This window comes from Phascolarctobacterium succinatutens (genome assembly GCF_958453765.1).
GTDB classification, from domain to species: Bacteria; Bacillota; Negativicutes; order Acidaminococcales; family Acidaminococcaceae; genus Phascolarctobacterium_A; species Phascolarctobacterium_A succinatutens_B.
Genome location: NZ_CAUDZA010000036.1, coordinates 1 through 13,827, shown reverse-complemented (window position 1 = coordinate 13,827; position 13,827 = coordinate 1). Strand labels below are relative to the sequence as shown.

The following is a 13,827-nucleotide window of genomic DNA, read 5'->3' as shown; positions in this document are numbered from 1 at the left end:
GAGTGTATTTGAGAGTGTAACAACGGGAATATTAAATATAACAGAATCGCCATTTATATAATAACACTTAGGAATTACTTTGTAAAACGGTAGTTTTGTTTATCTTATTCTTGTTTGGCATTAAAATTATTCCATATAGGAATAGTCTTTTTATTGTCGCCTCTGTGCAGATATAGACTATGCTATTCCCACTCTTTAAAGCAAAATAGTTTATTTCCTGCAAAATAAATGTTACAATAAATAATTGAGAGAAGATTAGACAATTTTCATAGCTATAACAACGCTGTGAAAATTACATTATGGAGATGATTGCTTTGCCAAATTATGCAGATATCAACGGACGGCCGATGAAGAAGCTGCAAATACAACAATACCTGCGCAAGCTGCAGCTCAACGATTTCGAGCCGGCTGTTAATTTAGCAGCCCTGACTAAATTGCAGGACGCGCACCTCAAATATATCCCCTATGAAAATTTTGACTGTCTTAACGGCAAAATTACCTCGCTCAAAAGACAGGATATGTTCAATAAAGTTATCATGCACAACCGCGGCGGCATCTGCTTTGAGCTGAACGGACTTTACAACTGGCTTTTGGAATCCCTGGGCTTTGATGTGACCAGCTATTCCGCCCGCTTTATCGATAAAATGGAAACCTACCAGCTGCGCCGCCACCGCGTAATGTGTGTAGCTTTAGGCGATAAGCGTTATCTTACCGATGTCGGTGTGAACAGCGAAAGCCCGCGTGTGCCGCTGGAAATTACTGAAGGCCTGATTCAAAGCGACGGCATCAGCCAATACAAATTTACCCGCAGTGAATTTTGGGGCTGGCTGCTCTGGCAGAAGGAACGCGGCAAAATCTGGAAACGCCTCTTTGGCTTTACCGAAGAGCCGCAGATAGACAAAGACTTTATTACCGCCAGCTTCTGGTGTGATGCTCATCCGGATTCACCGTTTATCAAAAGCAAAAAGCTGTCTATTTTCCGCGAAGACTGCAATATTACCATCCGCGGTAACTATTTAAAATTTTACCTCGGCGGTCGCGTTAAGTACCGCTATAAAATTAACGCAGGTGCTGAGCTTAAGGAAATTCTTTGGGAGTATTTCGGTATTAATGTAGAATACCGCCTCAAGGATGATGGTATAGAATACTAAGCCCGGCAGGAGATTTGTAAAATGCCTGATTTATTTTTTCCCAGTTATACAAAAAAAATACTGTCTGCTTTGAACGCTGCCGGCTATGAAGCATATCTCGTCGGCGGCGCTGTGCGTGACCTGCTTTTGGGCAAGTCACCGGACGATTACGATATTACTACCAATGCTCTGCCTAAGCAGGTTTTGGCAGTTTGCAAGCAACATGATTGGAAAACTGTTGACCAATTAGGTCACAATTTCGGCTGCGTAGTCATCGTTATCAACGGCGTTGCTACCGAAGTAACAACCTTCCGCGGCGAACGCTATAATGATGACGATATGCATCGCCCTGCCGCTACCTGGTTTTGCAATAGCCTGCGCGAGGATTTGAGCCGCCGTGATTTTACGGCCAATGCTATGGCCTTGTCTCTTGACGGCACATTGTATGATTACTTTGGCGGTCAGCAGGATTTGCAGCAGAAAATTTTACGCACCGTAGGTGACGCTAAGCAACGCTTTCAAGAGGACTCTCTACGTATGCTGCGTGCCTGCCGCTTTGTGGCACAGCTCGGCTTTACGTACGAGCAGACAGGCTGCGAAGCACTGCCTGCCTGCGGTGCGCCGAACACGCCCTACTACCTGCCGCATGGCTACAGCTTTCCGGTAGAACGCTGCGCCGGCCTTTCGTTGGAGCGTGTACGCAAGGAACTGGAAAAGCTCATTACCGCTAAATATGCAGGCAAGGGCTTAATGCTGATGATGGCAACAGGCCTTTTGGGTGCAAGCTGCCATACCCGTGAAAACGGCAACAATACTGTCATTCCCATTCTGCCGGAAGCACTGCATCTTTTAGGTCTGCACCAAAATCCACGCTTTCATTTATATGACACCTGGGAGCACACACTGTTGGCAATTGACAGCAGCCCGCGTGATTTAACCATCCGTTGGGCGTTAGTGCTGCACGATCTGGGCAAGGGCTTGCCGAATATCCGCAAGCTGAACAAGGAAGGACAGCCAAGCGATCCCGGCCACGAAGCAGAAAGCGCCAAAATGGCTAAAGCTATCCTGACACGCCTTGGCTATAACAAAAGCTTCGTACATCTGGTAACTTGGCTGGTAGCGCAGCATATGCGCTTCGCGCCTATGCTGCTCACCGGTGAGCGCACCCTGCTGCGCTGGGTGCGCAGCGAAGCTGCCAACTCCGGCTTCCGCACGCAGGCGGAGCTGAAGCAGGCCTACAGCCTGCTGGTCGAGGTTTTTCTTGCGGATATGGGAGCAACCCACGCCCGCGAAAACGAACAGCTGATGGCCGAAGGTCGCCTCTTAGGCCGTCAGGTTGTGGAGCTGGTACGCACACGCATGCCCGTATGCACCAAGGATCTTGCTGTCAGCGGACGCGAGCTGCTGCAAATTATTCCTCAGCATGAAATCAAAAATATTTTATCCTATCTGTTGGAACGCGTGCAGTCAGGCAATCTGCCCAACGAAAAAAACGCTCTGCTCACAGCAGTCCATAAGTATCAAAAGCGCAAAGCTACAATCAGTTCAGGAGACAACATATGAAAACAAAACGCATTTTACTGGCCATTGTTTGCCTAATAGTCATTTTGGGCGGCCTTAATTATCTTTTGCAGCAATCCCCTATGCCTATCGGCACTCCCGGAAGCACACCTGCAGCCGGTGCCGCACAATTCGTAGGCAAGCACGATATCAAGGATTCACCCTATTTTAAACATCCTGATTTTTATAATATGCAATCTGACGAGCATCTTACTATTTTGCCGAAATTTGCCACTACGCAGCAAATCACTCATTATACCTGTGGTCCGGCCGCTGCCAATATGGTAGTAAAATATTACAAGGGCAAAACGCTTGATGAAGAGCTGGACGTTGCCAAAATCATGGGCAGCAGCAAAACCGTCGGCACCAACACCAAGGGCATGGTAAACTACTTTGAAAAAATCGGTTGGGAGTTTCATTCCTCCATCAAAGATAAAACTCCCGACAACTATAAGGATTTCCTTAAATTTATCGAGAGCAATCTGAAACATAATACCCCTGTTATTGTAGAAAACGTCGATTGGGGCGGGCATTGGCGTGTCATTATCGGTTATGACAGCATGGGCACCGCACACAAAAGTGACGATGTGCTTATTATGGCAGATCCCTATGACACCACCGACCATCTGCAGGACGGCTATAGCATTGTACCGGCAGAACGCTTCTTCTATATGTGGTTTGACCACCAGCTTTTCACGCAGAGTGAGCAAAAACGCCAATGGCTGACTGCTAAACCGAAAGATTAAAAAGCACTCCATAATGTTTTTTCCAAAACAAAACCGTTGCCGCATTTTCCTGCAGCAACGGTCTTTTATTTTATATGTATAAACTTTTAGCTTGCAGCTTCCTGCTCCACTCCGCGCACACGCGTAAAGTACGAATACAAGGCTAAGGCCATAAGCACGCAACCGGCAAACACAAGCACATAACGCGAGCTCATAAAGCTGCCCAAGGCACCGCCAACAAGCGGTCCTACAACACCGCCAAACTGCTGCGCGCTCGTAACCAGGCCAAAGGCCTTACCGCGCATATTAGCAGCAGTAACACGCGTCAGGTTAGCATTGATATTAGGCACAGCGCCTGCCAGGAACAGGCCGTAAACAAACTGAATAGCTGCAAACTGCCAAACAGTATTGATGAACACCTGGAAAAGATTAATAAAACCGGCAATAAAGGTTACAATGCAGAAAACGCGCACATAACCGAAGCGTTGACCGCGTTTTCCCCAAAACGGCGCAGCCAAAATGCCGGTAATGCCGGACAGTGAGAAAACTACACCGGACATCTTGATAGCAGCATCACCCATATCATGCATCAGCTCGCCTACGTACAATGTAATCAGCGGCTGAATCAGCATTACGCAGGTCTGCACCACAAAGAACATAGCCATAATATACAGCAGGCCCTTGTTATGCAAAGCGTTCTTTAAATCTGCCAGCAGATTGCTTGCTTCGCGCGCGCCCTTATTCAGTACGGACATATCCTTAACGATAAACACTACGGCACTAGTTGCAATAAACAAGGCAAAACTGCCTACATAAAACGAAGCACGCATGCCAAACCAGCTGCTAAGATAACCGCCCATCAAAGGTCCCATGATAGTTCCGCTGGCTACCGCAGTCTGCATCAGTCCCATGCCCCAGCCCATGCGCTCCTCCGGTAAGGATGAAGATGCCATCGACATGCAGGCAGGCACAAAGCCGGCAACAACACCGCACACAATACGCACCAGAAGAAGCTGATAGACATCATGACAGACGCCGGTAAGAAAATAGGTCAGCGCCAGGCCATAGCCGGCGCGAATCGCCATCTTTCTCTGCCCGACATGGTCAGCCAAAGCACCCCAATATGGTGCCATTACGGCAGACCCCATAAAGGTTACGGCAAAGGTAATACCTGCCCAGAAGTTAACATCAGGCTGGGCAACATGCAGCTCACGCAGCAGATAAACAGGCAAAAACGGTATGCACATAGTATAGCTGGCGCAGCATAAAAATACTCCCAGCCACAATACAGGCAAATTTGCCTTCCAGCTGCTTTTGTTGTCAGAAGTAAAAGCTTGTATTGACATTTTATCTCCCTCTCATCTCTCTAATTGCTATTATAACACAATGCAGGCAGATAGTCACAGCAGATAAATGCCGAAGCTTTTTCTTTCTAGACAATAGATACACTTTTAGCGTATAATATTGTTTAGATTAAATTCGTATTGTTAGCGATAAAGTAAATCGCTGACAACTTTATCAGCGTAAAAATCAAAATGCAGACTTTAAGCCTGTAAAGGAGAGTGCAGAATTTGAAACCTTATAGCATGCAAGAATTAGAAGAATGCGGCTTTTTATCAAAAATATTCGGCAGCAAGCCGACCGAAAACGGCTGGAAGGAGCTCAACAATCTGTTGGCTGCAGCACCAGACGCTTTGGCTGTCAGTGCTGATGATGTACATCACGCTCTGAAAAAATGGGGCGTAAAATTCAACGATGATAATTTCAACCAACGCAGCGGTATTTACCGCAAGCTGGCGGATGTTATCTTTACTGAAATACAGACTAAGGAAGACAGCCTTTGGGGACAGCTTGCACATTTAGCTGAAATTTTGGAGCTGCCGCCGCATCTGGCAAAGCAGGCTGATAAGGCAGCAAAAACAGCTGCTTATTTTGTCCGCTGCCGTGATTTGCTTGCAGGCACCGAAAAGCTGGATATCAAACAATTAAACGACTTATTCGGCTATGACTACGAAGACAGTCTTTCCATGCGTAAGCAGGTTTTTCAGGCTCACTTCAATCAGAAGTTTGACGAAATCAGCAGCGCGCAGCGCTATACTCCGGAAGAAGAAGCTGCCCTGCGTGCCGATTGCGCAACATTGGATATCCCTTACGAATTAAAGAACAATATTGTCAGCGCTCTGGAAAAATACCGCAGCCTGTGGAATGCAGAGCATATGCCTTTAGGTGATATCAAACAGGATGCTTTCCCGCTCAACCCGGGCGAAATCTGCCATGCCTATACCAACTGCGGTCTCTGCCAAAACAAAATGATAGAACGCGAAGACAACTACTATGAGCTGACACGCAAATTCCGCATTGATGAAACTGTTGCCTTCAAGGGCGAAAAAATCGAACATCCCAAATTCACCGAGGAAATGACTATTATTGAAGAGCTTGGCATGTTCTTCCTTACTAATCAACGTTTAGTTTACATTGGTAAGAAAAACGCCTTCCACATTCCACTCAACGTTCTCAGCGGTGCTGATTTTGACGGCATCAACATTGTAACCTTCCATCACACCGATGGTACCGACAGTATCTTTAAATTCAGTGACGAGGCTGCCGGAGTTTTATACATTCTGTTCGAAAGAACCTTAAAAGCTGCTAAAGCTTAAAACTTCATACATACAAAATACCCCTGCAGAAATTTTTCTGCAGGGGTTAAATTTTTATCATCTGTAAAATTTACAAGACAACTTAAGCCGTCAAAGAATTACATGCACTCTTTGATTGCTTTAGCCATACGTTGGATACCTTCAACAATGCGGTCATCCGGCATATTGGAGTAGTTGATACGCATGCTGCGGTCAGTCTTTTGGTTCGGATAGAAAGCATCACCGATAACGCCGGCAACCTTCATCTCGATGCATTTGTTGAATACTTTGCGTGCGCTTACGCCTTCAGGGAAGGTCAGCCACAGGAACAGACCACCTTCCGGATGAGTCCATTCGGTGCCAGCCGGGAAGTATTTCTCCATGGATTCGAGAATCAGATCACGACGATGTTTGTACAGAGCAACGATTTCTTTAACGTGCTCATCCAGGTCGTATTGTTCCATGTAAGCATCTGCAACGCCTTGGTCAAAGTTAGAGGTGTGCAGGTCAGCACTTTGTTTGATTTTAACAAACTCGCTCAGCAGGCTGTGCTCTGCAGCGATCCAGCCAAGACGCAGGCCCGGGCAGAAGATTTTGGAGAAGGTGCCCAGGAACATAACCAAGCCTTTGGTATCCATAGATTTCAGGGACGGCAGGATAGTGCCTTCATAGCGCAGTTCGCCGTACGGATTATCTTCGAGTACAGGCAGGTTGTGTTTGTTAACAACTTCCATAAATTTTTGACGGCGTTCCATGGACCAGGTACGACCGGTCGGGTTTTGGAAGTCAGGAATTACATAGATAAATTTGCAGTTCGGAGTGGTTTCCAGGATTTTGTCCAATTCTTCCGGAATCAGACCACCGTTATCGGTCGGAACCTCAACAAATTTCGGTTGGTAAGCGTTGAATGCGTTCAAAGCGCCAAGGTAGGACGGGCTTTCGCACAGAACAACGTCGCCGGGATCCAGGAACAGCTTGCCTGCGAAGTCCAGGCATTGTTGAGAACCGGTGGTAATCAGAATGTCATCAGGATCAACGTTGGTGTGATATTTATCAGCCATGCGTTTAGCAATTTTTGCACGCAGGGACGGACGGCCTTCGGTAGTTGCATATTGCAGCAGCTGGCGACCTTCCTTCAGTACCAGATCATGAGAAACCTTGGCAATTTCTTCTACAGGGAACAGCTCCGGTGCCGGCAGACCACCAGCAAAGGAAATAATATCAGGCTGAGCAGTTAATTTTAACAGCTCGCGGATTTCAGAAGCTTGCATACGCTCCATACGTGTTGCGAATTTCATGTTTAAAAACCTCTCTTCATTGGAAACTATATTATTTTACCGTAACACTTATTGTAGCACCACAATCTAAAACAAACAAGCAAAATACCGTTTTCGATTAATTCTATTTATTTTTATGGCAAATTGTGTTAACTTATTAACGGTTTGCGCGGAAATTTGTTTGTTTTAATATTTCAGATACTTCAGTAAGCCATCCAGACCTTCCATGATATCGTCATATGTCACTTCAAAGTCACCGGTATACCACGGATCGGCAATGCTTGCACCTTTACGCTCGGTATAATCAAGCAAAAGATGCACCTTATCATGCGCATCTTCACCAATTACACGACGCAAATTACGGATATTATTGCTGTCCATAGCCAGCAGCAAATCGTAATATTCATAGTCGCGCTTCGTTACCTGTACCGCATGCTTGCCTGCCACGCTGATGCCGTACTGTGCCAGCTTATTGCGCGTACCATAATGTACAGGATTTCCGATTTCTTCCCTGCTCGTCGCTGCCGAAGCAATTTCAAAATCAGCGGCAATGCCGCGCTTTTTTACAATGTCCTTCAATAAAAACTCTGCCATAGGCGAACGGCAGATGTTGCCATGGCAGATAAAGAGAATTTTTATCATAATCTCTATATTCCTCCATAAGTCTCGAAAATGTTGATATTATAGGATTTTCGGACTTTCAGTTTTTCTTAAATTCTTCATAAGTCTCTATAAATCTATGTAACTACACCACCAAGTGGTGTAGTAAATGGTGTAGTAACCTTAAGCTGCTGCCACCATACTTGCTGTTTTCCAAACACCCTGTCTTTTTTCACTTCAGGAAAATAGCTGAACTGTGATAATTTCAACATCGCAGCGTGTGCGTAGCTTGTTTGTGTGTAAATATTAAGTGTAACACCCGCATCCTAGTTCCCCATCAGATACTGAAGGTTTTTAATGTCCATGCCGTCGTTTGCATAGTCAATGCAGAAGATGTATCGGAACACACGGGGAGTGATGTGTAGCAGAGGGCTATCCGGAAGAAGTTTCTTGTACTTCTCCATCGCCCAGCACATATCATTTTCGATGTGTAATGCTACTTTCAGATTACCGTTCTTGTCTAGCATGATTAAGCCGCTGTAACCGTCTACCATACCTTGACCTTAGGACGGCGCTCCAGCTTTTTTCAAAGAGCCATAAACCGTTTCGTTCATTGAAAGGATGTGGCGGTCACTGCTTGTCTTTGTTTACTCAACATAGTATTTTCCGCCACACTCACGAATTAGATGATGATCCACACGAATTCTACGATTTTTTTAATCCAGATTTTTTCGGGTCAGACCGCAGAACTCGCTGACTCTCATACCGGTTTCCAGAAGTACCACAAATTCATCATAGTATTTGCAGTAGGTATTGTCTTTCTCAATAAAATTTCATCCAGATTCCCAAATGTTCCTCAGTGAGTGCAGCTCTCGGCACCGTATCATTGACCACCACATCCGTCAACTTGAAGATGAACGGATTCTTTCTGACGGCATCCTCATCGCATGCCATCTGAAATGCGGGTTTGATAACACCTCGTACACTGCTGATGGTGCTAAAACCTCTGCCATCCTTTTGCAGCTTCGCAAACCACAGTTTCGCATCCGATACTTTGACGGTGCTGATTTTGCGGTAGCCGAAATCCTCTTTCTTGACCAGATTCAAAACAAATCGATAGCCGACCTGGGTGTTGTAACGAACGCCTTATATAAGGTTTCTGTTCGTCGGCTCAGAACTTTGCCCACTGTTGATTTCCGCAACAGTATCCGGCTTCCATCAGATTCCATCTCACGATGGACACCCTTGCCTTCGGCTAACGCTTCCTGCTACCGAGCGCGTAGTGGACTTTCACCACCTAGTTATCGCTCATGCTGGGCGCACATAATGAAGCCTCCGCTGGAATCAAAACCAACGGAGGCTTCATTATTTCAGTTTCTTCAGCGGCGCACACAACACTTCATATGCGTATTTATACACTTCATTTGCTGACTCGTCAGGTGATATATCACCGTGGGCAAGACAGCAACGAAGCATATACAGTATTATAACAATAGCTTCGCTGATCTTTTCAGCATCATTCACAAAATTATATGCTCCAATTTGTTTGGTAGCTTGTCCCGACTCAAGGACACTGGTAATGCGATATGGAGTCAGTTCTCTGTAGCATTCCTCGCACTGTTCCTTTTGCCTCTGCGTCAAACCAATAAAGCCCGATTGCTGCCTCAATACATCAATATCATATCCGTCTTGCTCAAAACAAAATACTAAAACACCTGTAGTCTTTACCGTAACTGCCGTTTTTGTCTTTCCATGTGCCCTTGAACACTCGTAATGGTGTTGGTAGTAATCTTTCCTCTTAAGCGTGTTTGCATTCTTTACCGCCACTTCAGCAAATGAAACAGACTGCCGAACGCCTATGTACTCCTGCGTAGTAATCGCTGCATTCAAAAGAGAGCCATGTAGTTTTGCAATATTCTCTCTATATGCGCTACCATCTGCATCCTCAGCATTAATCAAATTTATGATATAGGTCTTAAATCTGTTTGATTGACTTGCAATGTACTCGATGCATTCCTTGTCATTTTTTCCGGTAACCTCACCGCTAAAATTATACCACGCATTAAAGGCAATCCATGCTTTCATAAATGCAGAAAAATAGTCAACCTTTATATCAATAGCATCTATCCAGTCTTTGTATCCTGGCATCCCGGCTCACCTCACTTTGCATAAATGACTTCTTCGTCCATAATTTTCAAAGCCTTCTGTTCTAACTTATAGGCCTCATAACGCTTTTTATTTGCTTCAAGCGCAAGATCATTTATTCTTTTCTGGACATCATGGTTTTTAAGTAACGGAATCGGAATATCACTTACATGTCCATTATCAATTTCATCGACAACTGCACCATAAGTATAGCGTTGAATTAATACCCGGCCATAATCGGAAAGCAAGAAGATGTAATTGTATCCAGCTACATCTTGCGACGCAGGTACCACTCGGATAATGTGTTCGCTTGCAATCCAATTCGCCCAGTGCTTAGGAACCAGTGCAACTTTTCCGATTGTACCGCTTCGTGTAATCAGAGTAGTGTTTTCCTCGATCAGCAATTCTTTAGAAATTCGCTCGTCATGTTTGGACTTGGACAAGTATTTTTTCCCTGAAGGATCCAATGTGTGAATTTGCTTTCCACCAAATAACGCATAACCATGTCCTTCCTCAACATAAACTCGTTTGAATCGTCCAGGCAAAATAACCGCACTACTGATTCGTTTATCTCTGATAGATGTAACTTCCGCTGCATATTTTTTAATATGATCAACAATTGCATCAACAATCGGAAGATGGTATGAGGCATCCAAACGATAGTTCATCTCACTTAATTTGACATTGAATGTTTCTACCGGCGCATCCTTTTTAAAGCAATCAACTTCAAAATTATCAATCGCAGGCAACTTCAGTTCTTCAATTAGTAACTTAGTTGCTTCATCAATTAAGGTATTCGATTCGTCACGAAGAGTATAAGATTGAATAACAAGATTTCCAATTTTCAATTTCAATGCATCTGGTGCATCCGGAATTGGAACGGTTGCAAGATGTTCTGGTTCGATATGGGTAATAACTGCACCATAGCTATTTGTCAATAGAATTTTATTTCCGACCTTGCTCTTTAAATATGCATATACATACCCTGCATCACTCGGCTTTTTACAGTTGATGCGCAAAAGATCATGGCTGAAAATCAAATTATCTATCGTATCCGAAACAAAAGACACTTTTCCGATTGTACCAGAACAAGTCATGAGGACCTGACCTTTCGATACTCGCAATGCGTCAATATCTGTATCGGTTACTGCGGAAATATATCCGTCCGGAGACGGTTTTATATCCATGATCGTTGAAGGTTGATAAATAGGATAATCAGATTTTTCAACCCAAATTCGTTTGAATCGTGCGCCAGTATAAGATGTCGTCATCCCATCTGCGCCACCAAGCGTAGTAAGAGGGTATTTAGCATCTGCAATGATTTCTCGTGCTTGTTTTGCTTCGACATCATAAACGCTTGCCTCTAAGCGTTTCCCTCGCTCGATGATTTCTGAGAGTGATACAGTGCACCATTTAACCGGTGCCTTATCAATCACGATTTCACATTCGGGAGTTTCCGCAATTTGATGTGCCAAATTATCATTTACCATGCCAATCCCTCCTTGACTTTCCATTCTGCAAAGATGACAGGCACATCTGGAGTCTGGTCGTCTTCAACTTTTCTCTTTTGCTCGTGAGATACAGTACGATCACCTTCTCCGGTTGAGCCAAGAACAAGAATACTATTGGTATCAGGCACAAGAATTTCATTTCCTTCTTTGTCACGCTTGAAAGTAGGATTACCACGTTTATCATGCCCAACTTTTTCTACCATGGCCATGAAAATATTATAATCTGCCATCGTGCCACTCTTTTCCTCAGTATCTTTCTGTTCCTGTGTTTTCTTCTGTAGGAACAGCACTGAGGTCTGAGTACCATTTCTCGGCTGGAAGGTATCTACATTAAGGTCCACACTGGCAACGATTCTGTGATTCTTGATAAGCCACTCTCGAATATAACCAAGACCCGGCGCTCCCAGAATATTATCAGGGAGGACTATGCCCATACGTCCACCAGGAACAAGCAGCTAAGTGCAGCGCTCCACAAACAAAATTTCCGGAGGGACTGATGCTTGCAAGCGATCCGTCATTTTCCAAGTATTGGTTTTCTTATCATTTTCCCAGACATGTGCCAATTCAAATTGCTCCAGAATAGCCTTGTCTTTGATTGGAATTTTGCTGCCAAAAGGCGGGTTTGTCACAATCACATCGAAGAAGTCTATCGTTTTATGATTGCGAATCGTGGATTTATCGATACTCAATGCTTCTGCCAAGTTAGAACGGAACTCCTCTGTCCATTCGTGCGGCGGCAACAGAGAGTTGGATTGTAAGATATTACCGCTGCCGTCATTGTTCATAACCATATTCATCTTCGTTGCCTTAATGAGATCCGGATTAATATCGAATCCAAAATAATTTGATTTCGCCATGTCAGATACACGATCTCTGAAAGTGTTGATTGCCTCATTATTCCACACGTTTTTCGGCATACCAAGTTCTTCTTCAAATTGCTTTTCGAGCTTTTCAATCACATGCGTCATGGCATTCACAAGGAAACCACCCGTACCGCAAGAACTATCCAGAACTTTTTCATCAACACCGGGATTAATCATCTCAACGACCATTTTCATAACATTTCTGGGCGTGAAGAACTCGCCTCTATCGCCACGCAGGTTTGCTCCAACAATTTCTTCGTACGCTTTCCCCTTGATATCAATGTTGGTGTTAAGCAAACTGTACTTCTGTAGCTCACTGACGATATAAGCTAAACTGCGAGGAGACAACTTAATTTCGTCATTGGCGTCAAAAATTAACTTGTACTTCTTCTTGTTTTTGACCTGTTCAAAAATCTTGGATATACGTTTCTTGACCGTTAACTGTCCATCGGGATTAGAGCGTTCCTCCGAAGTAGCATAGAACTCCAACGGTTTAGGAATGTTTCTTTCGTCCTCGATTTTACAGAAAATCACTTTCAACAATTCGAAAAATGCAGGCTGTTTCTGCAAGCCGTCATTCACATAAATGTGATTATGGCAAGTTTTAAAAGTAAACAGTAGATTATCGTCATAGGCATTTTTAAGTGTAGTACGCTTAGGACGGTTAATGTCATCAAGATTACCATCAGCCGAAGGGATGTCGTTATAGTCCATAAAGTCTATCTTACCTTTTTCGTTAACGTATTTACGGTAGACTTCCTTCTGGCGACCGTTTGTCCACATACCCCACTCACAATTAGGGCACGCAGACATATATGACTTCAGTTGTTCGACACCATCTTTCGCATTACGTGCTTCAACAGCCTCTTTCTTGCATTCAATGATAATTTTAATGTTCTCCTGGGTCTGTTCGGTGCAATCCTTGTCAAAAATGACAATATCTGCACGAGGTTTTCTCGAGCCCAACTGCAGGATATATTCAATTCTAATCTGCTTAGGCAGATATTTATGTTCGTTAACAAGTCTTTTTTCAATAGTCTGACGTACGTACTCTTCCGGAGTATCGTTACGGAACTTACCGTCAACATAGTCACAAATCTTCCCTTCGGGGATTACAATTACCTTTGCATTAGCCATTTTTATTTCCTCCATTTTTGCTCTTAGATTTTTCCTGTTTGTCTGCCTTACGATTTGATAGGTACTCTTCAGCAGCTTTATTGAAAAAATCCGCAAAACTACTTCTGTCGTATGCCAGTGCTGCTTTTAGTTCTGTGTGCAGTTCATCTGGCATTCTGAACTGCACTTGTTTGGTTCGATTGCTCAATAAACCGCACCTCCTTTGACTGCACAAATGATATCATTATATCTTGATATCATGAT

At 44.2% G+C, this 13,827-nt stretch carries 11 protein-coding genes and 1 pseudogene; 4 read left to right on the top strand and 8 right to left on the bottom strand.

Features of this window, described 5'->3' with window-relative positions; genetic code table 11:
- Nucleotides 1-305: 305 nt before the first annotated feature.
- The 3 genes from Q7Q81_RS10505 to Q7Q81_RS10495 are packed head-to-tail and all read left to right on the top strand — an operon-like array spanning nt 306 to nt 3,436.
- Nucleotides 306-1,151 (top strand): arylamine N-acetyltransferase family protein, encoded by an 846-nt coding sequence (locus Q7Q81_RS10505; protein WP_304275969.1) that lies wholly within the window; start codon nt 306-308, stop codon nt 1,149-1,151.
- A 21-nt stretch (nt 1,152-1,172) separates the two neighbouring features.
- Nucleotides 1,173-2,693 (top strand): CCA tRNA nucleotidyltransferase, encoded by a 1,521-nt coding sequence (locus Q7Q81_RS10500; protein ID WP_304275966.1) that lies wholly within the window; start codon nt 1,173-1,175, stop codon nt 2,691-2,693.
- A complete protein-coding gene (locus Q7Q81_RS10495; protein ID WP_304275964.1) occupies nt 2,690-3,436 on the top strand; it encodes a C39 family peptidase in 747 nt (248 codons plus the stop codon). The genes Q7Q81_RS10500 and Q7Q81_RS10495 overlap by 4 nt, the downstream gene beginning before the upstream one ends.
- An 86-nt stretch (nt 3,437-3,522) precedes the next feature.
- Here the strand turns inward: Q7Q81_RS10495 and Q7Q81_RS10490 are convergent, their stop codons facing one another.
- Nucleotides 3,523-4,761 carry an MFS transporter gene (locus tag Q7Q81_RS10490; protein WP_304275961.1) on the bottom strand — a complete coding sequence of 413 codons (1,239 nt, stop codon included), beginning with the start codon at nt 4,759-4,761 and terminating at the stop codon, nt 3,523-3,525.
- 225 nt (nt 4,762-4,986) lie between these two features.
- Here Q7Q81_RS10490 and Q7Q81_RS10485 point away from each other — a divergent pair, with 225 nt between their 5' ends.
- On the top strand, nt 4,987-6,072 hold the full coding sequence (locus tag Q7Q81_RS10485) for a hypothetical protein (protein ID WP_304275959.1): 1,086 nt from the start codon (nt 4,987-4,989) through the stop codon (nt 6,070-6,072).
- Between the two features lie 98 nt (nt 6,073-6,170).
- On the opposite strand, the gene Q7Q81_RS10480 is transcribed toward Q7Q81_RS10485, so the two are convergent.
- From Q7Q81_RS10480 to Q7Q81_RS10450, 7 genes and pseudogenes are all read right to left on the bottom strand, one after another.
- Nucleotides 6,171-7,349: a PLP-dependent aminotransferase family protein gene (locus Q7Q81_RS10480; RefSeq protein WP_249747784.1), complete on the bottom strand. Its 1,179-nt coding sequence runs from the start codon at nt 7,347-7,349 to the stop codon at nt 6,171-6,173.
- Nucleotides 7,350-7,514: 165 nt separating this feature from the next.
- Entirely contained in the window at nt 7,515-7,970 is a 456-nt protein-coding gene (locus Q7Q81_RS10475; RefSeq protein ID WP_304275956.1) for a low molecular weight protein-tyrosine-phosphatase, read from the bottom strand.
- A 780-nt stretch (nt 7,971-8,750) separates the two neighbouring features.
- Entirely contained in the window at nt 8,751-9,035 is a 285-nt protein-coding gene (locus Q7Q81_RS10470) for a hypothetical protein (protein WP_304275952.1), read from the bottom strand.
- A 258-nt stretch (nt 9,036-9,293) separates the two neighbouring features.
- On the bottom strand, nt 9,294-10,076 hold the full coding sequence (locus Q7Q81_RS10465) for a hypothetical protein (protein WP_304275948.1): 783 nt from the start codon (nt 10,074-10,076) through the stop codon (nt 9,294-9,296).
- 11 nt (nt 10,077-10,087) lie between these two features.
- Nucleotides 10,088-11,563 carry a hypothetical protein gene (locus Q7Q81_RS10460; protein WP_304275945.1) on the bottom strand — a complete coding sequence of 492 codons (1,476 nt, stop codon included), beginning with the start codon at nt 11,561-11,563 and terminating at the stop codon, nt 10,088-10,090.
- Nucleotides 11,557-13,584: pseudogene (locus Q7Q81_RS10455) on the bottom strand (N-6 DNA methylase). The gene Q7Q81_RS10460 and the pseudogene Q7Q81_RS10455 overlap by 7 nt, the downstream one beginning before the upstream one ends.
- Nucleotides 13,577-13,771, bottom strand: a complete 195-nt coding sequence (locus Q7Q81_RS10450; protein WP_304275943.1) for a hypothetical protein — start codon at nt 13,769-13,771, stop codon at nt 13,577-13,579. Before Q7Q81_RS10450 ends, Q7Q81_RS10455 begins: the two are co-directional and overlap by 8 nt.
- Nucleotides 13,772-13,827: the final 56 nt, after the last annotated feature.